Here is a 25,854-nt window from a genome sequence, read left to right on the forward strand (position 1 = left end):
CCGTCGTCGTCAGGCCGTCGCGGCGTTGGCGCTGAGCTGCCTGCCGACGGCGTGCAGCACGAGGCGATGCGCGCGATCGACGATCTCCTCCATCGAGGGCGTCTTGGCGAAGAGCTTGCGCGCTTCGACCAGCATGTCTTCCCGGCTGGGCATATGCGAGGCGACCTCCGCCCAGCGCGCGGCGACCCGCTCCTGCGTATGTTCGAGCGCTTCGAGCAGCGCCGCCAGCTCATAGTCCGGCAGCACCGATCGCAGCGAGTGGGCGATCCGCTCGGGATTGTAGCGCTCGGCCAGCCGCGTCGCGGAACGGCCGATGATCTTGGCACCGAGCCGCTGCTCGTTGCGGATCACGGCGATGGGGGGAGGCTTCAGTCCGCCGACGACCCGCACGACGCTCAGCGCGCGCAGGATGTAGAAGGTCAGGTCCATCTCCCACCAGCGGAAGCCTTGCCGGGCGCTGCTCTGGAAGGCGTGGTGGTTGTTGTGCCAGCCCTCGCCCATGGTGAGGATGGCGAGGATCGGGTTGTTGCGGGAATCGTCGCCGGTCACATAGCGCTGCGTGCCGCGGACATGCGCGAGCGAGTTGATGCAAAAGGTCGCGTGATAGACGAGCACGGTACTCCACACGAACCCGACGATGAGGCCCGACCAGCCCGCCACAAGCCAGCACAGCGTCCCGAGGGCGATGCCAGGCACCCATTCGTGGCGATGGAGCCAGCGCAGCTCGGGATATTTGGCGAGGTCCGGCACCACGCCGAGATCGGCGGTATCGTGCTGCCGTGCGAAGACCCAGCCGAGATGGCTGTAGACGAAGCCGGTCAGACGCGGGGAGTGGACGTCTTCTTCGGTGTCGGAGTGGAGATGGTGATGCCGATGTTTCGCGGCCCACCAGAGGACGCTCTTCTGGAAGGTGCTCTGCGCGATCAGGGCGAGCAGGAACTGGAAGGCCCGGCTCGTCGTATAGGTGCGATGCGAGAAATAGCGGTGATAGCCCGCCGTCACTCCGAACATCCGCAGCCAATACAGCCCGAAGCACAGCCACAGCGCGCTGGTGCTGATGCCCGTCCAGAACGCGGCGAAGCAGGCCAGATGGATCAGGAGGAAGGGGATGGCGGAGGGGTAGATGATGTCGTGGTCATCGCGGGCTTTGGGGAGGGGGTATCGATTCATCGCGGCGGCCCCATAGCGCATCCTGGATGAACAAACCCCATGCCTTTTGCGGAGAGCCTGCGAGCCTTCCGCATCCGCGGGTGTTCGCAGCGATTTACTGTCCGGGCGGCATGAGGCTCGAGAGCGCTTCCGTCTCGGCCTTGTCGAGAGCCTGCACCTGCTCGAACGCCTGGCTCGCGGCCACGGCCTGGCCGGTATTCTCCTCGGTGGGAGTGCTGCTGCGCGCGGCGTCGAGATCGGAGAGCGCCCGCGCGACGGGGGCTCGCGCGGCCTCGACCCGGGAGAGGGACGTCTGCGCGGCGGTCCATGCATCGCTGCCGCGCGGCGCGTTCCGGCCGCGTTCGAGCGTTTCGCGCTCCTGCTTCAGGGTCTCGCGGAAGGTCGCATCATCGGCGTGCGCCTGCTTGAGGACCGGAGCGTAGCGCGCCAGCGCCGATGGATCGGCGACAGGCGGTGCGGCTGCCGGGCGCATGGGTTCGGCGAGCGACATGGATTCGATCGGCCGGGGCGCCAGCGACGGATAGCCGGATTCCGGGCCGGTACATGCGGCCAATGTCAGCAGGAGAGGCAGGATCGCGCCGATGCGCGCGCGGAGCTTGGAGGGGCTGGACATGGTTTTGGTCTAGGGGCGCGGATTTCTTGTCGCAATGGGGTTGCACGTTCGCGAAACCCCTTATAGAGACCCGCCTCGCAGCGCGCCCGTAGCTCAGCTGGATAGAGCATCAGACTACGAATCTGAGGGTCGGACGTTCGAATCGTTCCGGGCGCGCCAATTTCCATTATATCCCGCAAGCCTGTAGCCGATGGCGTTCATCGGGCGCTTGCACATGCGTCGAAGCGATCGCGCTCCCCAAAAAACCTCGGAGTTGCCCCATGAACGGGGCTATCCGCGACCGAATTTTCCGCGGGCCGCGCTATCGTCGGCCAAGGTCGGGATCGGAACGGGGATCGTTATCCGGCCTGTCCGGTGATCGGGGGTCGCATGTTTCATTATGTCGTCTCCGGCCTGTCGGTGGAAAGCGACCTGCGCCTTGGCGGCCTGGTTCCCTGCGGCCCGCAGGAGGAACCGGACATCCGCATTCGGCGCGGGGGCGTCCCCTCCGAATTGCAGAATGCGGACGCCTGCGGACCGAACTGGGAACTGGCGAAGGATCGCTTTCTCATCGCGGTGCCCGGCATCGTTCGGATGCTTCTCACCAAAGGCCGGGAACTCCGCTACGAGATCGACGCGGGTGTGATGGCCGATGACGCCACCGTCTTCCTGAGCGGAACCGGCATGGGCATCCTGCTCCACCAACGGCGACAGATACTCCTTCATGCCAGCGCCGTCCGTGTGGGGAATGGCGCGGTGCTGTTCTGCGGTCCCTCCGGTGCGGGCAAATCGACGCTGGCGGCGGCGCTTGCCAATCATGGCCATGATCTTCTGGCGGACGATTTTTGCGGTGTCTCGCTGCCTCCATCGGGGCCGGCCATCGTGTGCCCCGACGTGCGGCAGCTCAAGCTGTGGCGCAACGCCATCGACCATCTCGCGCTCGGCGGGCGAATGGCGGAGCCTGTACGACGGCAGCTTCAGAAATTCTATGTCGATCCCCCTTCGGCGGCCCGTCAGCCCCTGCCGATCGCCGCGGTCTATATGTTGCGTGAGGCACGGCCGCCCGAGCCGCCGGGCATCGTTCGATCGAATATCGTCGACGGCGCGCTGTTGATCCGCAGCAATGCCTACAGGCCGGCAATGGTTCGCCGGATGGGGCAGGAGGGGCTCTATTTCCAGGCGGCGGCGGCGATCGCGCAGCAGGCCGGCATCTTCACCTTCACCCGCGAACTCGGCTTCGGCCGGATGCCGGCTTTGATCGAGAACCTCCAGGCCCATTGGGAGGAACTCGGCATGATGGAGCCGGTCGCTTGAGCGGAGGGATCTGGCTCGCCTCTTATCCGAAATCGGGCAACACATGGTTTCGCCTGCTGCTGGCCAATCTTCGGGCCGAGGCTCCGGTCGATATCAACGCGCTTCCCGAACGGGGTGGAATAGCCAGCGCGCGCGCGCGGTTCGACAATATGATGCTGTTTCCCTCCGGCCTGCTGACGCATGAGGAATGCGATCGGCTCCGTCCGGGGCTTTATGAGGCGATGGCGGGACGAGATTGGCTTTCCGCCAATATCGACGATGAGGCTCCGCCCGGACAGCCGCTCTTCATCAAGACGCATGACGCATGGACCTATACGACGGACGGCGTGCCGTTGCTCGGTGCCGGTCCGGGCGTGAAGGGCGCTATCCTGATCGTGCGCGATCCGCGCGATGTCGCGCCGTCGCTGGCCAATCATGGCGGCCAGACGATCGATCAGAGCATCCGGTTCATGGCCGATCCCGAAGGCATGTTCTGCGGGCGTGCCGATCGACAGCATAGCCAGCTTCGCCAGCGGCTTCCCGGTTGGAGCGGGTTCAACCGATCGTGGCTCGATCAGGACGAGATACCGGTGCATCTCGTCCGCTATGAGGATCTGCATACGGATACGCTGGGGATCTTTGCCGGGGCGCTGGCCTTTGCCGGCGTGGCCCTGGACTTCGGGGCGATGGAGCGCGCGGTGGAGTTCGCGAGCTTCACGCTCCTGCGAGCACAGGAATTGCGGAGCGGCTTCCGGGAAGCTCCGGTGGGCCGCAGCGCCCCTTTCTTCCGGCGCGGTCAGGTCGCGGCGTGGCAGCAGGAGTTGAGCGTCACGCAGGTCGCCCGGATCGAGGAGGATCATGCCGGAATGATGGACAGGCTCGGCTATCCTCGCGCCCAGACCGTGAAGGTTGCGGCCGGATGATGCCGCCCGGCACATTCATACGGAAGTTGCGGACGTTGAGGTGCATGACACCGGAGCGTCGCCGGCTATTGCTGGAGGCCGCATGGAGCCTTCTTGGCGCGCGCGTCTGGATCGCGCTGGTGCCGATCGATCGGATCACGCGAAGGCTGGGCGTCTTCGTCTCGCCAACGGATCGAAGGGTGTCCCGGTGCCGATCGGGAGGGCAACCCGATCAGGCCATGACCGCTGCGGCGATCGGCTGGGCCGTCGGTCGGGTGGCGTCGCTGGTGCCATTCCGGGCGGTCTGTCTTCAGCAGGCGATGGCAGCCCGTGCGATGCTCGGACGGCGAGGCATCGCGAGCGTTCTCCATTTCGGCGCGGTGAAGCAGGGAGAGACGCGGCTCGACGCGCACGCCTGGCTGGATGCGGCCGGAGTGCCGGTCATCGGCTATCCGCTTGATCCGGCGCTGACAGAATTGGGGTGTCTCGTCTGATCGGATGACGAGGCGAGCTGGTGGCGAAGCCAGTCGTCGACCACGCAGTCGATCACGAGATGGACGCGATCCGTCACCCCGCGATTGGCGACGCTGTGAGGGTCCGACAGGCGAAGATACCAGGCCTCACCGGGGGCCATCGTCACGGGGTGGCCATTGAGGCGGAAGTCGACCTTGTCGTTCGTCGCGATCGGTATGTGGATGCGCGCCATTCCCCATTCGGCGGCGAGATCGTGATCGCGATGCTCCCGAATGATCGATCCCGGCGTCAGGCGCATCAGCCGCGCCGTCTGCAAGGGGCATCGGAAGCAGGCGAGCACCTCCCGGAGATAGGGCGCATGGCCAAGCGGAGGAGCATCCTCGAAACGCGTAGCGCCGGGATCGGCATAGATCATCATGACGGGATGCGTTGCCCCGGCGGCCATGCGCAACGGGATGACGCTCCACTCGCCTTCATAGTTCTGCCGCACGAGGTGATCGATCCAGGGATGGTGCTCCAGCCGTTGCAGGTCCGATCGCAGACGAGCGGCATCGAACGCGAAGGGAAGGCGCATCCGGTCGGGAAAGATGGCCTCAGTCTGACGCAATATGTCCGGCATGAGGGTGCTTCCGATCCCTAAATGGTCGATCATCATCGCTCGGTTTACTGGAAGGGCGTCGCCCGGAACAGATCGGGATGTGTCGGATGACGGATCGGGGCGAGGTCATGACACCCCCAGCGCTGGATCGCTTGCGAGCGAGCATCTCGTCCGACATCGAACTGGAGCGGCATCTGGCGGCGATCGAGGATGTGGAAGATTTCGCCGTCGCTGCCGCTTGGTGCGCCGATAAGGCGGGGCTGGCGCTCACACCGGATGAGATCCGCGCCGCCCTGAAGCCGGACCCGCTTGGGCTGGATCGCTTCGATGATCGGCCACCGAGGGCATCCGGCCGGCCGGCCGGGCATTGGTTGCCGGGGGCCGTCGTGTCGAGTGGGGAGGCGCTGGCCGTCGACTGGGTCCATTTCGGGGGGCGTCCCCTGATCGAGCCCTTCTTCGAGGACTCGCTGAGGCGGGCTCGGCAGAGGCCGATCAACATGCTGCTGCGACACCGGACCGCTCTGGCGGATCTCGTGTCGAATGGGGGTGGTCGGCCGGATGTCGCTCCCGATGGTTTCATATTCCATATGTCCCGGTGCGGCTCGACGCTTGTGGCCCAGATGCTGGCGGCCGACGAACGGCATCTCGTTCTTTCCGAGGCGCCGCCGCTGGATGCGGTGGTCCAGCTCGCCCATGGCCGGCGCGACGCCTCGATGGACGAGCGGGTCGCGTTGCTCAGGGCGATGGTGGGCGCGCTGGGGCAGGGGCCGGATGCGCGGCGCCGCCGCTATTTCGTCAAGCTCGATAGCTGGCATACGTTGGCCCTCCCGCTGTTTCGCCGGGCCTTTCCCGACACGCCGTGGCTGTTCCTCTATCGTGACCCCGTCGAGGTGCTCGTATCGCATATGCGGATGCGCGGCTTTCAGACGGTGCCCGGCGCCATGGGCGACCTCTACGGCATCGCCGGCGGCGAGCGGATGGCGGTGGAGACCTATGTCGCCCATGTGCTTGCCCGCATCTGCGAGGCGGCGCTGACGCATCGCCCGCTGGGGCGGGGGCTCTTCGTCAACTATCGGGAACTGCCACGGGCCGTCGAGACGCGCATCCTGCCGCATTTCGGCATCGCGCCGGACGACGGAATGCTCCGGGCGATGGCCATGGCAGCGCAACGGAACGCGAAAATGCCCCGCACGGCCTTCGAACGCGACGAGACGAGCAAGCAGGCGGAAGCCGGCCCCGCTCTCCGATCGGCGGCGGAGGCCGTCCTCGGCGACGTCCATCGCCATCTGGAGGCCGTCTCGGGGGCGGCCATCACGGAAGAATTTGCGTCGGCATGAACGGCGCCAGGGGAGGAGCGGACATGATCGTCAGCAAGAGAGGCGACTGGCTCGCCGCGAGGGTCGGCCCCGAAATCCTGATGATGAGCATGGAGAAGGGCCTTTATCTGGGGCTCAGCGAAACCGGCGCGCGAATTTGGGAGCTGGTCGACGAGCTGGGGCTGTTCGAGCCGATCTGCCGCCAGCTCGAGACGGAGTTCGAGGTCGACCGGGAGGTTTGCGAGAAGGAGGTCCGTTCCTTTCTGGAGGAACTGGCGGAGAACGGCGCGATCGATCCGGTGCCGTCCGCCGATCCGGCATTGTCCCGCGCATGAGCGGCATATTCGGGGTGGTGCGCTGGGATGGCCGGCCCGTCTCGCCGCGGGAGATCGAGCGGATGGGCAATACGCTCGCGCACCGCGGGCGGGACGGCCGGCGCATCTCGGTTCACGGTTCCGCGGGGCTCGGCCATGCCTTGATGCGCGTCCATCGGGAGGACGTCTTCGAGGCGCAGCCGCTGCACGATCCCGCCATGGATGTGGAACTGGTCGCGGATGCGCGGATCGACAATCGGGAAGATCTGGCCCAGCGGATCGGCATCGCGCCGGAGGTGCTGGCGGAGATGTCCGACAGTGCGCTTCTCCTGGCGGCCTATCGGCATTGGGGAGAGGCGTGCGCCGAGCATCTGCTGGGCGACTTCGCCTTCGCCGTCTGGAACCGGCGCACCCGCAGCCTGCTGCTCGCGCGGGACCATATGGGGCAGCGCGGGCTATACTATCATCATGGCGACGGCTTCCTCGCCTTCGCGAGCGAGCCCAAGGCCTTGTGGGCGGTGGAAGGCGTGCCGCGGCGATTGCTGGAGAGGGAGATCGGCCGACGGCTTCTCCAGGCCGTCGATCATGTGCCGGGCGTGACGCTGTACGACGGTATCGCCATCCTGCCGGGTGGCGAGACGGCGCAGCTCGATGGGCAGGGGGCTCTGCACCGTCGCCGTTATTGGGAGATGCAGCCCGCGCCCCAGCACCTGGAGCAGGACGAGCAGTATTATATCGAGACCTATCGGCGTCTCATGGAAGAGGTGGTCGGTTGTCGTGTCAGGCGGCTGATCCATGCGCCGGGCCTGCTGTTCAGCGGCGGCTTCGACAGCGGCATCGTCGCGGCGATGGCGGGGCCGATCGTCGCGGCGCAGGGGCGGAGGATCGTGGCCGTCTCCTCGGTGCTGGCGAAAGGCGAGCGGCGTGCCACACGCGATGCCCGCGCCGCCGTGGAGGCATTCAGCGCCTTTCCCTATATGGACGTGCGTTATTTCGTCCGTCGTGACGAAACCGCCTTCTCCCACATCGAAACCGCCTTTGCCCAGAGCGACGATATGGGCGGCACATCCTATGTTCGTCGGGAATTGTTCGACCGGGTGGCGTCCTCCGGCGTGCGACTGGTGCTGGATGGCATGGGCGGCGACTACACGATCAACGTCCGGGCGGGCGCCATGCTGGGCCGCATCCTGCGGCGCGGGCATATCGGGCGGTTCGTCCGTGAATATCGCGCGCGGCGCCGCGCGACCGGCCGCTCCCGAGTTCAAATCTGGCGCGACGACGTCTTGCTGGCCTTGATCCCCTTGCCCCTTATCGGGGCGCTGCATTCAGGCCGGAATGGATTCCGGCCGCTCTGGAAGACGAAGCCGGTGGATCGCGATTTCGCGCGATCCCTCTTCAGGCGGGGAGAGATCGATCCATCCCGCCTGCGTCGCGCCGGCCATGCCCGCACCCGGTGGGAGGCGCGTTGGCGGGAGTTCCTTGCCTCCAATGCGGCGGCGGAACCGGTCCAGTCACTGCTGGCGGCGGCAAGGGGGCTGGATTTCTCGCGCCCTTACCATGACAAGCGGGTTGTGGAGTTTGCGCTGGCCTTGCCGGAGGCGCTCCACTTCCGTAACGGGCTGGAGCGGTATCTCGCCCGTGAGGCCTTTCGCGATTGCCTGCCCGAACGGCTGCTGGCGAGCGGCCCCGGCAACGATTCCCTCGATCCCGACATGTATCGAATGGCCATGGCCTCGGCACCTGACGCGCTGGCCGAAGCGCGTTCACTGGATCGGGGCGGGCGACTCTCGCGCTATCTCGATTTCGGAACGCTGGAAAAGATGCTGGCCGGCACGCGCGAAGAGAAGATGCGCGATCATGCGCGGCTCAGCTTTGCGATCCGTGCGCTGATCTGCGCGCGGTTCGTCGCCTGGTTCGAAGCAAGTAATGCCTAGCGTGGGCGCGGGATCAGGAGCCGTAGCTGATGCCGGCGTGGCTGCCGTCCGTGAAGCGCGTCACATGCGCGGCTGTCTGTGAAAGCTCGGATCGGATGACAGTGGGAGTCGACCAAGGCTTGCGTGTCCGTTGCGCATCGCCTGTTTCGGCAAGCGGCGACACAGTCGTGTGCCTTCCCGGAGTTTCAGTGGAATTGAAGCTCACGCATCCCTCCAGCCCGCTTATGGAGAGGATCGATGGCAGAATTTCCGCTGATATGCAATCATATCGGTTCATTCTTGGGCTATGATTCCAAGGATCTCCGTAAAATATATACCTGATGTTCGATCGAAAGATTCGATGGATTCGCCTTTAGTCTATGGTGCCATTCCGTCGTTTATGGCGGGTGACTTTTTGATGCCAGTTTACGGTATTTGAGCGGAGGTTTCCCTGCCGCGTAAGGGGGTGCCATGTCACAGCCTTTTGTTGGTGAGATCAAGCTTTTCGGATTTCCTTTCGCACCGAGAGGCTATGCGCTCTGCAATGGGCAGATTTTGCCGATCGCCCAGAATCAGGCGCTCTTTTCCCTGCTGGGAACCACCTATGGAGGGAACGGCACGGTCAATTTTGCCTTGCCTGATCTGCGCAGTCGCACGCCCATGCATTTCTCTTCGACCTTGCCGCAGGGCGCCCCGGTGGGAGAGGAGGCGGTGACGCTGACGGTGCAGACCATGCCGAGGCACATGCATCTCCTCCGGGGCACCTCGACGACGGCCGACAGTCGGGCTCCCAATGGGGGCAGTTTCGCCAATGATACGTCGACCGTCGCGGATTTCTATGCGGCCAGCACGAACCTCATCGCCATCAGCCCGCAAACCATCGGGCTGACGGGAGGAAGCCAGCCGCACGAGAATATGCAGCCCTATCTGGTGATGAATTACTGCATCGCGCTGAACGGCGTTTTCCCTTCGCGCAACTGAGCCGGCAAAGGTCAGGAGGATTGCATGTCCGATCAGTATCTCGGCGAGGTTCGCATGTTCGGGGGGAATTTCGCTCCCCGCGGCTGGGCTCTTTGTGATGGGCGCCTGTTGAGCATCGCGCAGTATTCCACGCTCTATGCGCTGCTCGGAACCATCTATGGCGGCGATGGCACCACCACCTTCGCTTTGCCCGATATGCGGGGCCGCGTGCCGATCCATCAGGGGCAGGGCAACGGCCTGACGTCTCGCACCATAGGGGAAAAGGCGGGAACGGAGAACGTCACCCTGCTCGTGACGCAAATTCCGCAGCATAACCATGCTGCAATGGCGAGCCCCGACGCCGGGAGCCAGCCGGGGCCTGCCAATAATGTCCCTGCCACACCGCAGGGAGCGGCGGAATTCTATGTGGTGCCGGGCACGAGCGGCATCGCGCCCGCAGCCATGGCGGCGAGCAGCATCGCAACCGATGGAGGAAGCCAACCGCATCCCAACATCATGCCTTCCCTGTGCGTCAGCTTCATCATCGCGCTCGCGGGCATCTTCCCGAGCCGGAACTAATCTCAGGAGGCATGGAACATGGCCACTCCGTTCATCGGCGAGATCAAGATCGTCGGGTTCAACTTCCCCCCGCGAGATTTTGCGTTCTGCAATGGCCAGTTGCTGTCGATCAGCCAGAATTCGGCATTGTTCGCCATCCTCGGCACGACCTATGGCGGCAACGGCCAGACCACGTTCGCGCTGCCCAACCTTCAGGGGACGGCGCCGATGGGCTGGGGCAATGGGCCGTCGCTCACGCCGCGTACCATCGGCGAGCAATCGGGGAGCGCGACAGTCACGCTGACCGACGACCAAATGCCGAGCCATACGCACGCGCTCAACGGCGGTGCCGCATCTCCGCCGAATACCGCGCAGAATGTCGCGGCGCCTGCCAGCCAGGCGATGTTCTCCACCTCCGGGCCAGGGAAAGCCTATAGCGATGTCGCGACGCCGCCGGTCACGCTGGCGCCCACGGTCATCGGCGTGACGGGAGGTTCCCAGCCGCACGACAACATGCAGCCGGTCCTCGCGCTGAACTTCGTGATCGCCCTGAATGGCGTGTTTCCGGCGCGAAATTGATCGATGGATTTCGCGCTGCCGGATGGACTCCTGGCCCACGGTTATCGGCTGAGAGCGGAGGTCGAGCAGGATATTCCCTTTTTGCAGGGTCTCTACGCGTCCACGCGGGAACAGGAACTCTCGGCCCTTTCGGACTGGAGTGTCGCGGACAAGCGGGCCTTTTGCGATCAGCAGTTCGCGGCCCAGCGTCTTCATTATCGCAGCCATATCCCGAACTGCATCTACCAGATCGTCCTGTGTGACGGGGAACCGGTCGGTCGGCTCTATATCGAAGAGCGCGTGACGCAGGTGCATGTCGTGGATATCGCCCTGATGCCCTCGCACCGAGGGCGAGGCATCGGCACGGTCTTGCTTCTGGCGCTGGCGGATGCGGCGGCGGCTCGCGGTAAAGGTATCGGGATATTTGTCGAAAGATATAACCCCGCTTTGCGGCTATATCATCGTCTCGGCTTCGTACCGGTCAGTCAGACCGACATCTATCTGGAAATGGAGCGTCTTGTCGATGCGCCGCCGCAACTCGTCAGTTGAACGCGGCTTCGTAGGTGACGCCCGTTTCATCTCGTCCAATGGGGACGAGGAATATCTCCAGTTCGCCCATATCGTCGTGCGACAGGCGATAGAGCCGCTGAGGCATGATATCCGCCGACCGATCGCTGCTCTTGAACAGCAATGAAAAAGGGGTGCGCAGGCTGTCGGGGGTGCCGTAATTCTTGAGCGGCGTCACCTCGATCAGATCGAGCATCGCTGACGGGTGGCCAGCATCGAGCACGGCGAACCGGCTGCCCGTAAGAGGTTCGAAATCTTCATGTGAAATCGGCTGAACGATCATCGAAAGTGGCGCCTTTCGCAATGCCGATGGCTTTTGATCCGCAGGCATGGTCCATAATCGAGAAGAAGCGGGGAGAGCAGTGGTAATACATCCATTTTGCGCTCGATTGTCCGCGGCTTGCTAGTCATCGGAGTGTGGAGACATGGCCGATAGGCCGAACCTCGCGGAGTTCGATCTGGTGGTGGCTTGCTCCGTCTGGCCGCGATCGGCGGCGCAGACGGCACGCGTCCGGGCGCTCGCGGGCGAGCATGTCGATTGGGATCGCGTTGCCCGTATCGCCGTTCGTCATGGTGTCTCCGCGCTGGTCGTCGACGCGTTGGAGCAGGCGGATATTGCGGTGCCGGACCGATTGCTCCGGGTCGCACGTCGCCGCGTCACGGCGACGCTCCGCCAGGCGGGAGAGGCGGTGCGGTTACGGAAATGCTTTGCCGACGCGGATATCCCCGTCCTGTTCCTGAAGGGAACGGCGCTCGCGGTCCGTCTTTTCGGCCGTATCGAGCTTCGTGATGCGGTCGACATCGATCTGGCCGTTGCAGCCGATAATCTGCCATCGGCCTGGCGGATTCTGGATCAGGCAGGCTATCGGCGGATCATTCCCCGGCAGGAACTGTCGCCGGAGACACGGCGGCTGTTCGTCTGGGCGGCCAAGGACAGTTTCCACCGTCATGGCGATCATGGGATGGTGGTCGAGCTCCACTGGCGCCTGTCCGATGACCTGCCCGATCCGGGCGTGCCACCCCTGCGGCGATGGCAGGAGGTTGCGGCAATGCGCGGGGAGCCATTGGCGACGCTCGCGGACGAGGAATTGTTCATCTACCTCTGCACGCATGGTGCCGCGCATCTTTGGGCCAGATTGAAATGGCTGGTGGATGTCGGAGCGATGATCTCCGCGAGTGATGACGGCGGGATGCGATATTGGGCGCGGGCACAGGCTTCCGGCGCAGGGCGGGCGGCCGCGTCTGCCTTCTTTCTGCTGAACGAATTGATGGGACGGCCATTGCCGGAAGGCTTTCCGGTGTCGCGGCCGTTGCGTGTTCAGGCGCTGAACTGGCTGACTCTGCGCGTGATAAGGGCTGGCGACGGGGAGCGCGATCTGGCGGACACCGCTTATCGGGGCTGGGCCGAATTGACGGCCAAGCTGTTGATCGCGCCTGGAATGGCGAACCTGCTTTCGGTCGTTCGACGAGTGCTGTTTTCGGCAGAGGATATCGGGGCGCTCGGATTGCCGATGGCATTGAGCTTTCTCTATCCGTTATTGCGCATTCCGCTCCTGATTGTCCGTCGCTGGCGACGATCGGCGCGGAGATCGACCGGCTATCGCGAGCCGAAGCCGGTGAACAGGGTTTTGACCGTCCGGGCCAGGATCAGCATGTCGATCCAGAAGGTGAAGCGGCTGATATAGAAGAAATCGTAGCTGAGCTTGGTGGTGATATCGCCGATATCGGTGACATGCCCTTGATTGACCTGCGCCCAACCGGAGACTCCCGGTCGAACGATATGGCGATAGCGATAGAAGGGAATTTCACGCTCATACCATTGTGACAGCACGGCCGCTTCGGGGCGCGGGCCGATCCAGCTCATCTCGCCGCGCAGGATGTTGATGATCTGCGGGAGTTCGTCGATCCGTGTACGGCGCAGGATACGGCCTATTCGGGTGATACGCCTGTCGTTGCTGCGGGTCATGGCCGATTGACGGGCCTGATGTTCTCCGGGCAGCTCGGCGGACGGCATCTCGCGCATCGTGCGAAATTTCCAGAGCGAGAAGGGCTCGCCACGATAACCGATGCGGACTTGCCGGAAAAAGGCCGGGCCAGGGGAGTCGAGCCGGACGAGCAAGGCAATGAGCAGCAAAGGGGGCAGCAAGAGCGGCATCAGCATCAGCGCCATCAGAAGATCGGCGATGCGTTTCACCGCGAGATAGGTCGTATCCGGCATCAGCGATCCGAAGGCGTTTTCGGACAGGCGCTCCATCTGGACTTGTCCGGTAAGGGACTGGTGGAGCTGCTTATAGTGGAGGACCGAAATGCCGTTCAGCGCGCATTCGGCGAGCAGCTTCTCCCACTCGGGCGTGAGATCCTGATCGAAGTCGGCGGCCAGCATGGCGAAACCGGGCGGCAGCGACGGCCGGTCCAGCCGGACCCATATGACGTTCTCGATGGACAACAGGCTTTCGGCCCGCCCGAACGGCACCACTGCGATCGCCAGCCGCTGGCGCCGCTGGACCATCGTATAGACGAGATAATGCCACGCTACCGCCAGCCCGAGCGAGGAGACGAGCAGCGGCCGGCTATATTGCGCTCGCGTGAGCAGGCAGGCGGCGAAAACCGCGGCGAAGGTCGAGAGGAAGACCGGCAATACATAATAGCTCGCGCGGATGCCGGGGAAGGCGATGAGGTTTCGAAACAGCCATGCGCCCATCGTGATCGCCACGATGCTGCCGCCCAGCGACACGAAGAAGAGGTGAAGGCCGAGCAATCTCGGTTCGAGGATCGCCGCGATGGAAAAGGGCAGCGCCACGCCAAGCAGCAGCGCACCCGCAAGATGGAGATCGCCCCGATGCCAGAGGCGCAGCCTGGCGAGAGGGAGCCTGCCTGACACCCTCCGCCGCCTAGCCGACCATTTCCCGAGGAGAAGCCGTCGCCATGGATGATGTCGGCGACATCCCACGTTGGTCATCGAGGCCGTGGAATTCCCGATACCAGCGAACGAATTTCGGGATGCCCTCGTCGATCGTCGTTCGGGGCACGAAGCCGAGCTGGCTCTGGATCGGCGCGATCTCCGCGCAAGTGCTGGAAACATCGCCCGGCTGCATGGGAAGATGGCGACGGATGGCGGGGCGGCCGATCTCGGCCTCCAGCAGATCGATCATGCGACCGAGTGGCTCGGCTCGATTGTTGCCGATATTGTAGAGAGCGTGGGGGCCGATGCTGCCACCGGGCTTCTCGGAACCGTCATCGGCAGGCGGACGATCGAGCGCCGCGACGATTCCGGCAACGATGTCGTCGACATAGGTGAAGTCGCGCTCCATCTCGCCATGATTGAACAGCGCGATCGGCTCACCCGCCAGAATGGCTCTGGTGAAAATCCACATCACCATATCCGGCCGCCCCCACGGCCCATAGACGGTGAAGAAGCGCAGCCCTGTCTGCGGCAGACGATAGAGATGAGCGTAGCTCTCGCTCATCAACTCGTCGGCTTTTTTGGTCGCCGCGTAGAGGGAAAGGGGGCGCTCGACGCGATCCTCGACGCGAAACGGAAAAGTGCGGTTGCCGCCATAGACGGAGGATGACGAAGCATAGACGAGATGCTCGACCCGCCGCGCGCGTGCGATCTCGAGTAGGTTCAGATGACCTACCAGATTGGATTGGACATAGGCATGGGGGTTGTCGATCGAATAGCGCACACCCGCTTGCGCTCCCAGATGGAGGATGCGGTCGAAGCGATGGGCGCTGAGCACCGCGTCCAGATCGTGCCGGTCGGCAAAATCGACGCGCTCGAAGTGGAAAGAGCGCCCATGCCGCTCCGACAGTCGCTCAAGGCGCGCGTATTTCAATCGCGGGTCATAATAATCGTTGAGGATGTCGATGCCGAGCACCCGATCGCCACGGGACAGGAGCGCATCCGCCGCATGCATTCCGATGAATCCGGCCACGCCCGTGACAAGTGTCGTTGCCATCCGGTTGAACCCCGCACCAATACCCCGATATTCATATATTGATCGGCAATCGTACCCGTTGCCGTTTTCGATCGCTCCGTAGGATGACTCGATCAATCTCTTGTCTGTACATTTCCGTGACGATTTTTTCGTGGAAACTGGCCTCAATATGAATGCGACCGGCATCGCCCATGGCCTTTCGACCTGCGGATGACAGGCGGAGCATCGCTTCCATCCTGTCCGCGAGATCGATGGTATCGCGTGGTCGGCAGAGAAATCCGGTGGCGCCCTCTATGATGACGTCGCGACATCCGGGCACGTCGGTTGCGATCGCGGGACGCGCCATCGCGGCCGCTTCGATCAGCACGCGGGGCAGGCCTTCACGATAGGAGGGCAGAACGACGCAGTCGGCGCGCGCCAGGGCCGGCCGGACGTCGTCCATCGTGCCGAGATAGTCGATGATGCCCTCGTCGATCCATTGCTGGAGCATTTCCCGCCCGATCGCCGTTCTGTTGGGGATGTCGAGGGAGCCCAGAAGCTCGAAGCGGACGTCGCGGTGATGGTGCCGCAAGCGACGCGCCGCTTCGACATATTCCAGCACGCCCTTGTCCCGGATCAGCCGGGCGACCATCAGGAAGCGAACGGGATTGCCCGGCGGCTCGGGATAGGTCGAGGGATCGAACCATGTCGTGTCGATCCCGGAGCCGGGGATGCGTTGCGCTTGTTCCGGCCGGACGATCCCTCGTTCGATGAACAAGGCCCGGTCCGCCTCGTTCTGGAAGAAGATGGTGGCTGAGCGGCGTAGGCCTGGACGATAGAGAGAGCGGGCCACCGCCGTAAGCCAGCCGGGCCGAAGGAAGGCTGTCCCCAGCCCGGAGATGTTGTTGATGCACGGTATGCCGCAGAGCGCGGCGGCGAGTGATCCATAGATATTCGGCTTGATCGTCCAGCCGAGGAAGATGTCCGGCCGCTCACGCCGCATCAGTTCCCAATAGCGAAGGAAAAGCCACGCATCCCGGACGATGGAGGTGCCGGCGCCGTCGATCGGCAGAGCGATGGGGCGGACGCCGAGTTGCCGGAGCTTCGGAAATGTTCCGTCGTCACCGGCTGCGGCGATCACCTCATGCCCGTCCGCGATCAGGGCGCGGACGAGGCCCGCCCGGAAGTTGAGGATGTTCCAGCCTTGGTTCGCGGACATCAGCACTCGAGGCATATGCCGTCTTCGAAGAAATAGGATCGATAAGGCAGCCAATATTCGACGTTCACCGCGAAGGTGAGCCAGACGAAGAAGGCCAGTGCGTAGCCCAAGATCACGGCGACGGTGACGAGGCTTTTCATCCTGCGGTTCCCGGCGAAGGCATCCGGGAGGCGGCAATAGACGAAGCATTGGACCGGGATCAGATACAGGCCGAGCCGGTCGATCACCGTCGACGATGGAGAAAAGAAGAGGGCGACGAACGCCACGATGGCGGCGAGGCTCAGCCCTTTCCACACGCTGCGTTCCCGATCGTTCAGCTCGAACCGGCCGGGAAAGGCGAGGAAGATCGCAGCCGGCAATGCCGTCATCGCGAGGCGCACCATCGCGCCTGAGGAGGACATCTCGCTGTCGATATAGTTCACCACATAGGTATCGGCATGAGCCAGCAGGATGGCGCGCGCCAGCAACCCCAGCGAAGCGAGGCCGAGCAGCCCTTGCAGCAGGATGTTCCGCGTCATCACCATCACGCCGAGCGGCAGCAGGATCAGCACCGTCGAATGGAACAGCGCGCCGCAGCACACCCAAGCGCAATAGCGGAGCGTGCGCCCCTCCTTCAACGATACCAACCCCATGAGCAGGAAGGAGATCGCCATCCCCTGCCGGATGTAGCCCATGCCCATCACCACGACGAGATAAGGCACGGCGACCGCAAGGCAGAGCCAGGGGCGCGGCTGGTGGATGCAGAAACGGGTGAGGGCGATCCCCATCAATACCCCGCTCGCCGCCGTTATCAGGAGCAATCCGAGGCTGGTATGCGCGGCATAGGTGATGAGCAGGGAGAAGCCGGGGTCGCCCAGCGGAGAGAAGTGCGTGGGATACCACAGCGCCTGCTCCACCATGCGACTGTAATTGCCCCAATCGCCACCGGTCTCCCACCGGAAGCCGATGAGGAGGATCAGCCCCAGCATCGCGAATATCCATGCGAAGCCGAAGCGCTGGCGATGTCGTTCGTCCGATTGCTCGACGAGGGCCATAGCCGAGGGGAAAGCGAACATCAGCCAGTAGATCAGCATGTCGCCGCCCATGCCCGGTACATGAGGATGCCCCAGAGCGAGGGTGTCCAGTCATGTGAGCCGCGCTGATGCTCGGCCCATCGCTGCCCTATCCTCGCGGCATCGAGCAGGGGATCGTCGCGGAGCGCATCCCCCAGCAGGGCCTCTCCCCAGTCGCGCAGCTCCGCGCGCAGCCATTGGCCGAGCGGCAGCGCGAAGCCGGCCTTGGGGCGGTCGATCAGCGTGTCGGGCAGATGGCGTCGCAGGATCTGCCGGAGAACCCATTTGCCCTGGCCTTCGCGCTTCTTGAAGGCGATCGGAGTGCGCCAGGCCTGCTCCACGACGTGATGATCGAGAAAGGGTGCGCGGGCCTCCAGGCCGGCGGACATGCTCGCGCGATCGAGCTTGGTGAGGATGTCGCCGGGCAGATAACCGATCATATCCCACCGCATCATCCGTTCCTCCGGCACGCGGCCGGCGGCGGCGTGCTCGTTCAGCAGGGACGGCACGGGGAAAGTCGCGCGGATCGGCAGGCCGTCCTGCCATTCCTCGGTGGCGGCACGATAGATGTCGATGGTCCGTGCGGGTGTCTGCAACATTCGGCCGATCTTGTGCGCCTTGACGCCCGCCATCGGGATCGCCCGCGCCAGCCGGTCCCAGCGCTCCGGGGCGATGGCGGTGATCGTGGAACCGATCGACCGGCGGAGAGGGCCGGGCAGTGCCTCCGCCATGCTCCAAAGCCTCTGTGGAAAGAGATAGCGGTTGTAGCCGCAGAACAGTTCGTCTCCGCCGTCGCCGGATAGCGCGACGGTGACGGATTGCCGCGCCATGCGGCTCAGCAGGACGGAAGGAAGCTGTGAGGAGTCCGCGAAGGGTTCGTCGTAGATGGTGGGGATATCGGGGATGATCGCGAGGATGTCCGACGGATCGACCTGGAGTTCGCTATGTTCGGTGCCGAGATGATCCGCGACCGCACGGGCAAAAGGCGCCTCGTCAAAGCCCGCCTCCCGAAAGCCGATGGTGAAGGTCCGCACCGGCCGATCCGAAATCTCGCGCATCATCGCGACGATGGTCGAGGAATCGATCCCTCCCGAAAGGAAGGCTCCGACCGGCATGTCCGCCATGCTCTGCCGTAGCACGGCGTCGCGCAGACAGGCATGGACGCGATCGATCGCTTCCGCGGCGTCCACCCTTTCGTCATTACCTCGATCGAGCATCGCATCCAGCGACCAGAAGCGCTCGCAACGGATGCCCACTGACAGATCGCGATCATCGGCACGGGGCGGTTCGCCTGAAGGATGGCCGAGCGCTTCAGCATCCAGCGTCACGATTGTGCCGGGCTCCACCTTGAAGACATGCCGGAAGATCGACCAGGGCGCCGGGACATAATTGTATCGCAGATAGAGCGACAGGGCCTGAGGGGAGACTTCCGCCCGAAAATGGGGCGCAGCCCGGAGCGCCTTCAGCTCCGAACCGAACAGGATCGCATCCTCCGTCCAGCCGAAATAGAGCGGTTTCTCCCCGATCCGATCCCGGGCGAGCGCGAGCGTTCGGGTCTGCCTGTCCCATAGCGCCAGCGCGAACATGCCGGTCGATCGGGCCAGCGCACCGGCCAGCCCCCAGCGCGCAATGGCGTGGAGCAGCGTCTCGGTATCGGAGCGGCCGCGCCATTCGAACTCGCCGAGCTGTTGCCGAAGGCTTGGATGGTTATAGATTTCGCCGTTGAAGCTCAGCACGAAGCGACCGCAGGGCGACAGCATCGGCTGATGCCCCGCCGGCGATGGATCGATGATCGACAACCTGCGATGGGCGATCGCGATGCCGGCGTCCGGGTCCGCCCAGACGCCGGCATCGTCCGGCCCGCGATGGGACAGCGTGTCCGCCATGGTGCGGGCATCGGCGGCATGGACGGAGCCGCGTGTCCACAAACCTGCGACGCCGCACATATGCCGAGCCCCCGCAACGCACACGAACCGAAATGGAAGGAGCCTCAGCGAAAGAGAAATGTCCAGTCGCCTTGATCGGGAATATTGCCCCTGGGATCGACCGATCCCGCCGGGCACGGGGATATCGGAAGAATTACCCTAAATCTGGCGGAGTTTGTCTTGGTGGAGGATGTCTCAGACCGCCATATGGAAGCTCGTTTCGGCGGCGGGCTTGCGTCGGATGCAGGGGTTGAGAATTGCGGTCGTCACGCCGCGCTATACGATTTCCGGGGTCTCGCTCGCCCAATGGCGCTTTGCGGCGGCGTTGGCGCGGCGCGGGCATCGAGTGGACCTCATCGTCGGCCGATGCGACGAGGATCTCGATGTTCCCGATGCGCCGGGCGTGGCGATCCATGTGCTGGGCGTGGAACGGACGCTCGGAATGGCGAAGCCGCTTTTCCGCTACCTTCGACGCGAACGGCCCGACGTGCTGTTTTCGGCGGAGGACCATCTCAACACCGTCCTGCTCGCGACCGCCATCATGGCGCGCTCGGGCGCCCGGATCAGCGGGTCGTCGCGGGTATCGCCGTTCGATACCTATTCTGACAGGCTCTTCACCAAGCGCTGGGCGCTGAAATGGTGCGCGCGCGCCGTGGCATGGCGAGCGGACGCGCTGACATGCGTCTCGCAGGATATGGTCGGGCAATATCGCACGCTGTTCCCGCATGGTCGCCAGGTCTGCGTCTACAACATCCTCGACGAGCCGGCCGCGCGGGCGCGGATGACGGAACCGGTCGAGGACGAATGGTTCAAGGGCGACGGCGGGTCGATCATCGTCGCGGCGGGAATGCTGGCGCCATGGAAGGGGTTTGGCGATCTCATCGAGGCCATGGCCCTGCTGCTACGGTCCGGCCGGCGGGCGCGGCTGGTCATCCTGGGCGAAGGCCCCCTAAGGAGCGAACTGGAACAGCGTATCTCGCAACTCGGGATCGCGGAGCATGTCTGTTTGCCCGGCCGCGTTGAAAATCCTCTCAAATATTTCGCGAAAGCCGATCTGTTCGTCCTGTCATCACACGTCGAGGGGCTCCCCAACGTGCTTGTCGAGGCGATGCTGTGCGGCTGCACGCCGGTGGCCACCTGCTGCCCGACCGGGCCTCGCGAAGTGTTGCAGGATGGGCGCTTCGGCTATCTGGTTCCGGTTGGCGATCCGGTCCGGTTGGCGGAGGGGATGGCGGAGGCGCTCGATCGGCCGATCCCACCGGAAGAACTCGCCCGCGCCGTGGCGCCCTTTGAGGAAACGGCCGTGATCCGGCGGCATTTCGAGTTGCTGGGTCTCGACGGCGGCTGACGATGCGCATCGGGCTCAACGCGACCTGTTTCAACGATCGCCCTTCCGGTGCGAACCGACGCTTCTTTTCGATCTACGGGGAGGTGATCCGCCAGAACCCGGAAATCGAGTTTTTCATCTACGAAGCCGCCGATTACCCCGCGGCGCGCCACTTCTCGGGGGCCGCGAACGTGATCGCCCGGCCCACCCCGCTGCCGAGCGTCGGTCGTATCGAGCGGACGCTGAGGGGGGCGGCCTTCTGGCCCAGGACACTCCCGGCGGACGGGCTGGACCTGTTCGAGACATTCAGCCTGCCAGTCATCATCGGCGCGCCTTGTCCGATGCTGCTGACGATCCACGACCTTCGGCCGATCCGCAGGGAGGAGCCTTTGATCGCGCGGCTGATGGCGAAGGCGGTGCTGCATCATGGTTTCTCGGCCGCCCGGCATGTGATCGCGGTGTCGGAAACGGTGAAGGACGAGATTTCCTCCATCCGTCGCGGGGTCGCCGTATCGACGGTGTATAACGGCATCGACGTCGGCGCGTTCGCTACGCCCGATATGGGCTGTCGTTGGGCCGTGCCGCAGGAGTTTCTGCTGAGCGTGGGCCATATCGAACCGCGAAAGAATTTCGGCCTGCTGGTGGATGCGGTGGCGTTGCTGCGTGCGCAGGGGCTGGCGCGGCCCCTCGTCCTCGTCGGTCGCGATGGCGGAGGGATGGCGACGCTCCGGCGGCGGATCGCGGGGCAGGGGGTGGGCGATCTCGTCACGATCATCGAGGATGCGGACCATGGTGCCGTGCGGGCGCTGTACGAGCGCTGCCGCATGGTCGCTGTCCCGTCGCGTTACGAGGGGTTCGGGATACCGCTGCTCGAAGCCATGGCCGCGCGCCGGGCTCTGGTGACGAGCGATATCCCCGTCTTTCGGGAACTCACCGAAGAGTGGGGAACCTGCTTCCCCGTCGACGATGCGAAAGCCGCCGCTGTTGTGATCGAACGCATCTGGAGCGATGCCGGGGAGAGGGCGCGGCTCGTTGCCCATGGGGCAGAGCGGGTGAAGAGCTTCGATATCGAGACGCCTGCGCGGCGCATCGGCGCACTCTATCGGGAACTGGCAAGCGCATCGGCCATCCGCTCGCGCGCGGACGTAAAGGAGTGGAAGCGCTCATAGAGCGCCCTCAGCGCCGGATCGAAGGCGGGCAGATCGAGGGTGGCGGCGTGCCGGATCGCTTGGGCGAAGCTTCCGGCATCGCGGCACAGATCGCCTGACGCGAGAACCGCCGGGCCATAACCTGAAAAGGCTTCCGCCGTGCCGATCACCCGCTTGCCGTGCATCAGCGCCTCGGCGACCTTGGTCTTCATGCCAGACCCGCCGAGGATGGGCGCGATCACGACATGCGCGGCGCGATACCAGGGTGCGAGATCGGCCACTTGGCCCACAAGACAGGCATCGCGTTCCCGGCACAGGTCACGCAGCCTCTCCATTCCGCGGCCGACGATCACCGTCTTCAGCCCGGCTTGCGGCGCGACCTTCCGCAGATACCAGCGGATGCCATCGATATTCGCATAAAAGCCGCCTCCGACAAACAAGGCGTAGCGCTCCTTCGGCATGTCGGCGGAGATTTCCTCCTCCTCCCTGTAGCTGTCGGCGATCGCCAGAGGCAGAACAGCGTCGGGCATACGGCCGTGGAGACGCCGCATGATCCGCCCGTCGCGTTCGCTGAGGCAAAAGAGGATGTCGCTCGACCGAACGGCGGACCGCTCGGCCAGGGCGTTGGCGAGCAGGACGGCGGCGGCCTTGGGCGTGCGATGAGAGCGGAGCGCGCCGAAGAAGAAGCTCGTCTCGACATTGTGGCAGAAGGTGATGATGCGGACGCCCGGCCGCCGCCGGCGGATCGCACGGGCGAGGCCGCCGAGGTTCGAGCCATCGAGGAAGACCTGGCCCATGTTGCGTTCCCCCACGATCCGATCGATGGCCGCGATGCTGTGATCGTCGATGCCGTCGATATGCCCGTGCAGAAGCGCGGGCTGCCGGCGAACCTTCGCAGCCGACAGTCGGTAACGCAGCAGGCGATCGCCATGGAGATCGGTCAGGATCGCCAGGTTCATGGCGGAAACCATGTCCCGGCCACCTCGGATCATGGTTTCATCGAGCGGGCTGACCAGCAGGATCGGGCGTTCGTCCCTCAAACGCCCGACCAGCCCGCCAGAATGGCGTCATAGGATCCGATGGCCCGGATGCGTCCGCCGTCGAGATGGATGATCCGGTCGCACATCCGCAGAGACGAGACACGGTGCGCGATCGAGATGATGGTGAGATCCCGGGAAAGCCCAGCCAGCGCGGCCATCACCGAGGCCTCCGTCTCGCCATCGAGCGCACTGGTCGCCTCGTCGAGCACGAGGATGGCGGCGCGCTTGTAGAGAGCCCGAGCAATGCCGATCCGTTGCCGTTGTCCGCCCGACAGGCGGATGCCCCGCTCGCCGACCAGCGAGTCATAGCCGCACGGCAGGCTCGCGATGAAATCGTGCAGATCCGCCTTGCGGGCGGCATCCTCGATGCGTGCCATGTCGACCATCGTATCTTCACGGCCAAAGGCGATATTGTTCGCGATCGAACAGTCGGCGAGGAACAGCGCCTGCGGCACATGGGCGATCTGCGACTGCCAGCCGTGCTTCCGTGACGCCGCTAGCGTCCGCCCGTCAACCTCCATGCGCCCGGCAGTGGGATCGAGCAGACCCATGACGACATCCACGAGCGTGCTCTTCCCGCTTCCCGATTTGCCGATGATCCCGATCCGCATCCCCCGATGGATGGTGAGCGAGATGTCCCGCAGGACGGGGGCGGTACAGCCCGGATAGGTGTAGCCCACCGCCTTCAGCTCAAGTGCGGTCTCGAAACGGACGGACGCATGGGGCTGCTCGTCCGCCTGCTGCGGCATTTCGAGCAGCGCGGCGACCTCCTCTATCGCGCTTCGATTGCCATGGATCTGGGACCAGCTAAAATAGATCTGCTGCACCAGCGGGAGCAGCCTTTGCGCACCCAGTGCCAGCGCGCCCAGCATCGGCAGCGCCGCGACGAGTCCGCCCGGCCGGCCCCCGACATAGGCTGTCAGCACCGCGATCAGCACCACGCCACCCGCTTCCACGACATAACGCGGTGCCGCGCCGATGAAATGATTGGAAGCCTGCGCGTGGCGGAAGCGGGCGTCGATCCGGCGGAACTTCGCGAGGAACATCGCCTGTGACCGGTCGAGCAGCACGTCCCTGATGCCGCCGAGCCCCTCCTGAAGGGTCTGCACGCGCGCGTGGAGCATCTCCGTAATCACATCGGCGTTGCGATAGAGCCTGCGCCGGCTGACGAGGCTCACCAGCACATAGAGCAAGCCGAAGCACGCACCCGCGACGATCGACATCCCCGGCGCAACCGCCAGCAGCGCGGCAAAGACGAACAGCGAGACGAGCGCCGCCGTCGCCCCCTGCATGGCGGGCAACAGGACGGCACCCAGCAGATGCTGCACCTTCTCGATGCTGGCGATGGTCCGGCTGCTGTTATGCACGATATGGAAGTCGTAGGGCTGATGCAGCGTGCGCGCGTAGATCTCGCCGGCCAGATCATGGGCCATAGCGAACACGAAGTTCTGGCTGACATGCACAAGGGTCAACCGAAGGATGGCGGAAAGGATCGCGACGAGGATCAGCAGAGCCGCGGAGAAGCCCACCATGCCAAGGCCGCTTGCCTGACCGGCGGCTCGGGCGAAGGCGATGGCAAGCGGATAATGCCTGGCTCCCGCGCCGCTTACGGCCGCAAGGAAGGGCAGCACCGCGCCGACGGTCACAAGTTCGGCAAAGGCTCCGATCACCATCAGCACGAGTGTCGCCATCAGGTCACGACGGCGGCGGTCGTCGAGATGGGCATAGACGATGCCCGCCGCCCGCCACGCGCTTCGGCGACGGGGCGGCGCCACGCGGGTGGCAGGGTCGACAGGCGAACGCGCCGTCACTTGCTGTCCTGAACCCGGGCGAGATGCACGCCCGTGATCTGCATCTCCACGGAGCCCGGCCGATCGCCGGCTTCTCCGACGAACGCGATATGGAGAGCGGGGCAGGAGGCGGGGACGTCGAACCCCGTCTGATACGCCCCCATGGTGGTGCGGGGATCGATCTTGAGATTGGCCAATGGCCGATCGCCGGTGGCGCAACGGAGCTGCGCGATGAGTTGACCGGACTCTCCCGAGATGCGCCGGGCGCGAAGCTGGAAGCGATAATGCCCTGCATCGGCAAGCCGATATTGCTCGGCGAGCAGGGGGGATGTCGTGCCCCGATAGGAAAGGGCGAGGGCGTGGCCCTCCGGCAGATCGGGGGCGATCCGCATGGCTGCGCTGGCGTCGTCGTTTTGCGTGAGCGCCCAATTGAAGGGCGGCGTGCCGACCAGACCCCGGAAATCGGGATCGTAGATCGCCTGGGGCGGAACCTGCCCGGCGCCGGGTGTCCGCGACAGCCACAGGCGATAGGCATCGTCGGGGCTCCCGCCGATCAGGGCGGCGGTCAGCACCACATGCTGTTCGATGGCGTCGTTGGGGGGATCGCTGGCCGGGGGGAGGGATCGCAGCAGCGTCAGAAGTGGCTGCGCATGGCCCGGCTGATAGGCTTGTGTTCGGAAGAATTCCGTTCGCCAGAACGGATTTTCGGCCAGCTTGGCCCGCACCGCCCGCGCACCATCGGGTCTTCCGAGCAATCCCATGACCAGCGCCATGATCGCGTCGCCCGTCCCCGGACGAAGGCGAAGCGCCGGGCCGACCTCATTCAGGCCGGCCGCATAATCGCCGCTGCGCATGTCATGATCGAGCAGCCAGTAACGCGCGGCGGGCAGGCGCGGATCGCGATCCCGCGCGGCCTCCATCAGCAAGCGGGCCTGATCGAGCCGGCCATCGGCACTCGCGGCCAGACCGATCAGGGCGAGGGCCGAGGCATTGACCGGCTCGCGCCGCAGAGCCTCCGCTGCCCGTCGACGCGCGACCGGATCGACGCGTCCCCCCGACGCGGCCACGCGTGACCAGCCATCGGCGGCCAGCGCCCCGCTCCCCGCAGGCAGAAAGCCGATCGCCGCGGTCGGCTCCCGTTCCGACAAAAGCTCGAGCGCGGCATTGCGGACGACCAGCCACATCACCAGCAGGCTCATCATAATCGCGATCAAGCGCGCC

25 protein-coding genes and 1 tRNA gene are annotated in these 25,854 nt (G+C 64.7%); 14 read left to right on the forward strand and 12 right to left on the reverse strand.

Features of this window, described 5'->3' with window-relative positions; genetic code table 11:
* Window positions 1–9: 9 nt before the first annotated feature.
* Both FHS98_RS10400 and FHS98_RS10405 read right to left on the reverse strand, forming a co-directional pair.
* Window positions 10–1,170, reverse strand: a complete 1,161-nt coding sequence (locus tag FHS98_RS10400) for an acyl-CoA desaturase (RefSeq protein WP_167103977.1) — start codon at window positions 1,168–1,170, stop codon at window positions 10–12.
* 94 nt (window positions 1,171–1,264) lie between these two features.
* Window positions 1,265–1,783, reverse strand: a complete 519-nt coding sequence (locus tag FHS98_RS10405) for a hypothetical protein (RefSeq protein ID WP_167103980.1) — start codon at window positions 1,781–1,783, stop codon at window positions 1,265–1,267.
* A gap of 82 nt (window positions 1,784–1,865) precedes the next feature.
* Between FHS98_RS10405 and FHS98_RS10410 the strand changes: the two genes are divergently transcribed.
* The 4 genes from FHS98_RS10410 (at window position 1,866) to FHS98_RS10425 (ending at window position 4,451) form a co-directional block, all read left to right on the forward strand.
* Window positions 1,866–1,942 (forward strand) — tRNA-Arg (locus FHS98_RS10410).
* Between the two features lie 210 nt (window positions 1,943–2,152).
* On the forward strand, window positions 2,153–3,076 hold the full coding sequence (locus tag FHS98_RS10415) for a phosphoenolpyruvate carboxykinase (ATP) (protein ID WP_167103983.1): 924 nt from the start codon (window positions 2,153–2,155) through the stop codon (window positions 3,074–3,076).
* Complete coding sequence (locus tag FHS98_RS10420; protein ID WP_167103986.1) at window positions 3,073–3,978, forward strand: sulfotransferase domain-containing protein; 906 nt, start codon at window positions 3,073–3,075, stop codon at window positions 3,976–3,978. Before FHS98_RS10415 ends, FHS98_RS10420 begins: the two co-directional genes overlap by 4 nt.
* Window positions 3,979–4,022: 44 nt before the next feature.
* Complete coding sequence (locus FHS98_RS10425; protein ID WP_167103989.1) at window positions 4,023–4,451, forward strand: lasso peptide biosynthesis B2 protein; 429 nt, start codon at window positions 4,023–4,025, stop codon at window positions 4,449–4,451.
* Here the strand turns inward: FHS98_RS10425 and FHS98_RS10430 are convergent.
* Window positions 4,406–5,005 carry an aspartyl/asparaginyl beta-hydroxylase domain-containing protein gene (locus FHS98_RS10430; protein WP_208402178.1) on the reverse strand — a complete coding sequence of 200 codons (600 nt, stop codon included), beginning with the start codon at window positions 5,003–5,005 and terminating at the stop codon, window positions 4,406–4,408. The two genes, FHS98_RS10425 and FHS98_RS10430, sit on opposite strands and share 46 nt — an antisense overlap.
* Before the next feature lie 152 nt (window positions 5,006–5,157).
* Here FHS98_RS10430 and FHS98_RS10435 point away from each other — a divergent pair, with 152 nt between their 5' ends.
* The 7 genes from FHS98_RS10435 (at window position 5,158) to FHS98_RS10465 (ending at window position 11,197) form a co-directional block, all read left to right on the forward strand.
* Window positions 5,158–6,366, forward strand: a complete 1,209-nt coding sequence (locus FHS98_RS10435; protein ID WP_167103995.1) for a sulfotransferase — start codon at window positions 5,158–5,160, stop codon at window positions 6,364–6,366.
* 23 nt (window positions 6,367–6,389) lie between these two features.
* A complete protein-coding gene (locus tag FHS98_RS10440; RefSeq protein ID WP_167103998.1) occupies window positions 6,390–6,680 on the forward strand; it encodes a PqqD family peptide modification chaperone in 291 nt (96 codons plus the stop codon).
* Complete coding sequence (locus FHS98_RS10445; protein ID WP_167104001.1) at window positions 6,677–8,593, forward strand: asparagine synthase-related protein; 1,917 nt, start codon at window positions 6,677–6,679, stop codon at window positions 8,591–8,593. Before FHS98_RS10440 ends, FHS98_RS10445 begins: the two co-directional genes overlap by 4 nt.
* Window positions 8,594–9,043: 450 nt before the next feature.
* Entirely contained in the window at window positions 9,044–9,553 is a 510-nt protein-coding gene (locus tag FHS98_RS10450; protein WP_167104004.1) for a phage tail protein, read from the forward strand.
* A gap of 24 nt (window positions 9,554–9,577) precedes the next feature.
* Window positions 9,578–10,111 carry a phage tail protein gene (locus tag FHS98_RS10455; RefSeq protein WP_167104007.1) on the forward strand — a complete coding sequence of 178 codons (534 nt, stop codon included), beginning with the start codon at window positions 9,578–9,580 and terminating at the stop codon, window positions 10,109–10,111.
* A gap of 18 nt (window positions 10,112–10,129) precedes the next feature.
* Complete coding sequence (locus tag FHS98_RS10460; RefSeq protein ID WP_167104010.1) at window positions 10,130–10,669, forward strand: phage tail protein; 540 nt, start codon at window positions 10,130–10,132, stop codon at window positions 10,667–10,669.
* A 3-nt stretch (window positions 10,670–10,672) separates the two neighbouring features.
* The gene (locus FHS98_RS10465; protein WP_167104013.1) at window positions 10,673–11,197 is read left to right on the forward strand and encodes a GNAT family N-acetyltransferase; all 525 of its coding nucleotides are present in this window, start codon (window positions 10,673–10,675) and stop codon (window positions 11,195–11,197) included.
* On the opposite strand, the gene FHS98_RS10470 is transcribed toward FHS98_RS10465, so the two are convergent.
* Window positions 11,190–11,498, reverse strand: coding sequence for a DUF6916 family protein (locus FHS98_RS10470; protein WP_167104016.1), 309 nt, complete (start codon window positions 11,496–11,498; stop codon window positions 11,190–11,192). The genes FHS98_RS10465 and FHS98_RS10470 overlap by 8 nt on opposite strands.
* A gap of 142 nt (window positions 11,499–11,640) precedes the next feature.
* On the opposite strand from FHS98_RS10470, the gene FHS98_RS10475 reads away from it, so the two are divergent.
* Window positions 11,641–12,900 carry a nucleotidyltransferase domain-containing protein gene (locus FHS98_RS10475; RefSeq protein ID WP_167104019.1) on the forward strand — a complete coding sequence of 420 codons (1,260 nt, stop codon included), beginning with the start codon at window positions 11,641–11,643 and terminating at the stop codon, window positions 12,898–12,900.
* On the opposite strand, the gene FHS98_RS19080 is transcribed toward FHS98_RS10475, so the two are convergent.
* The 5 genes from FHS98_RS19080 to asnB are packed head-to-tail and all read right to left on the reverse strand — an operon-like array spanning window position 12,813 to window position 19,349.
* Window positions 12,813–14,096, reverse strand: a complete 1,284-nt coding sequence (locus FHS98_RS19080; RefSeq protein ID WP_167104022.1) for a sugar transferase — start codon at window positions 14,094–14,096, stop codon at window positions 12,813–12,815. The two genes, FHS98_RS10475 and FHS98_RS19080, sit on opposite strands and share 88 nt — an antisense overlap.
* Window positions 14,097–14,106: 10 nt before the next feature.
* Window positions 14,107–15,174 (reverse strand): NAD-dependent epimerase/dehydratase family protein, encoded by a 1,068-nt coding sequence (locus FHS98_RS10485; protein ID WP_167104257.1) that lies wholly within the window; start codon window positions 15,172–15,174, stop codon window positions 14,107–14,109.
* A gap of 31 nt (window positions 15,175–15,205) precedes the next feature.
* Complete coding sequence (locus FHS98_RS10490; protein WP_243847961.1) at window positions 15,206–16,405, reverse strand: glycosyltransferase family 4 protein; 1,200 nt, start codon at window positions 16,403–16,405, stop codon at window positions 15,206–15,208.
* Window positions 16,351–17,436 carry an EpsG family protein gene (locus FHS98_RS10495; protein WP_167104024.1) on the reverse strand — a complete coding sequence of 362 codons (1,086 nt, stop codon included), beginning with the start codon at window positions 17,434–17,436 and terminating at the stop codon, window positions 16,351–16,353. The genes FHS98_RS10490 and FHS98_RS10495 overlap by 55 nt, the downstream gene beginning before the upstream one ends.
* Window positions 17,418–19,349 (reverse strand): asparagine synthase (glutamine-hydrolyzing), encoded by a 1,932-nt coding sequence (gene asnB / locus FHS98_RS10500; protein ID WP_167104027.1) that lies wholly within the window; start codon window positions 19,347–19,349, stop codon window positions 17,418–17,420. Before asnB ends, FHS98_RS10495 begins: the two co-directional genes overlap by 19 nt.
* Window positions 19,350–19,518: 169 nt before the next feature.
* Between asnB and FHS98_RS10505 the strand changes: the two genes are divergently transcribed.
* The gene (locus tag FHS98_RS10505; protein WP_167104030.1) at window positions 19,519–20,676 is read left to right on the forward strand and encodes a glycosyltransferase; all 1,158 of its coding nucleotides are present in this window, start codon (window positions 19,519–19,521) and stop codon (window positions 20,674–20,676) included.
* A gap of 2 nt (window positions 20,677–20,678) precedes the next feature.
* Window positions 20,679–21,824, forward strand: coding sequence for a glycosyltransferase family 4 protein (locus tag FHS98_RS10510; RefSeq protein WP_167104033.1), 1,146 nt, complete (start codon window positions 20,679–20,681; stop codon window positions 21,822–21,824).
* Here FHS98_RS10510 and FHS98_RS10515 read toward each other — a convergent pair.
* From FHS98_RS10515 to FHS98_RS10525, 3 genes are read right to left on the reverse strand one after another with little or no spacing between them, the layout of a single operon-like run.
* Entirely contained in the window at window positions 21,755–22,843 is a 1,089-nt protein-coding gene (locus FHS98_RS10515) for a glycosyltransferase (RefSeq protein WP_167104036.1), read from the reverse strand. The genes FHS98_RS10510 and FHS98_RS10515 overlap by 70 nt on opposite strands.
* Window positions 22,840–24,654 carry an ATP-binding cassette domain-containing protein gene (locus FHS98_RS19085; protein WP_167104039.1) on the reverse strand — a complete coding sequence of 605 codons (1,815 nt, stop codon included), beginning with the start codon at window positions 24,652–24,654 and terminating at the stop codon, window positions 22,840–22,842. The genes FHS98_RS10515 and FHS98_RS19085 overlap by 4 nt, the downstream gene beginning before the upstream one ends.
* On the reverse strand, window positions 24,651–25,847 hold the full coding sequence (locus FHS98_RS10525) for a tetratricopeptide repeat protein (protein WP_167104042.1): 1,197 nt from the start codon (window positions 25,845–25,847) through the stop codon (window positions 24,651–24,653). The genes FHS98_RS19085 and FHS98_RS10525 overlap by 4 nt, the downstream gene beginning before the upstream one ends.
* Window positions 25,848–25,854: the final 7 nt, after the last annotated feature.

Source organism: Sphingomonas oligoaromativorans, from assembly GCF_011762195.1.
Classification (GTDB): domain Bacteria; phylum Pseudomonadota; class Alphaproteobacteria; order Sphingomonadales; family Sphingomonadaceae; genus Solisphingomonas; species Solisphingomonas oligoaromativorans.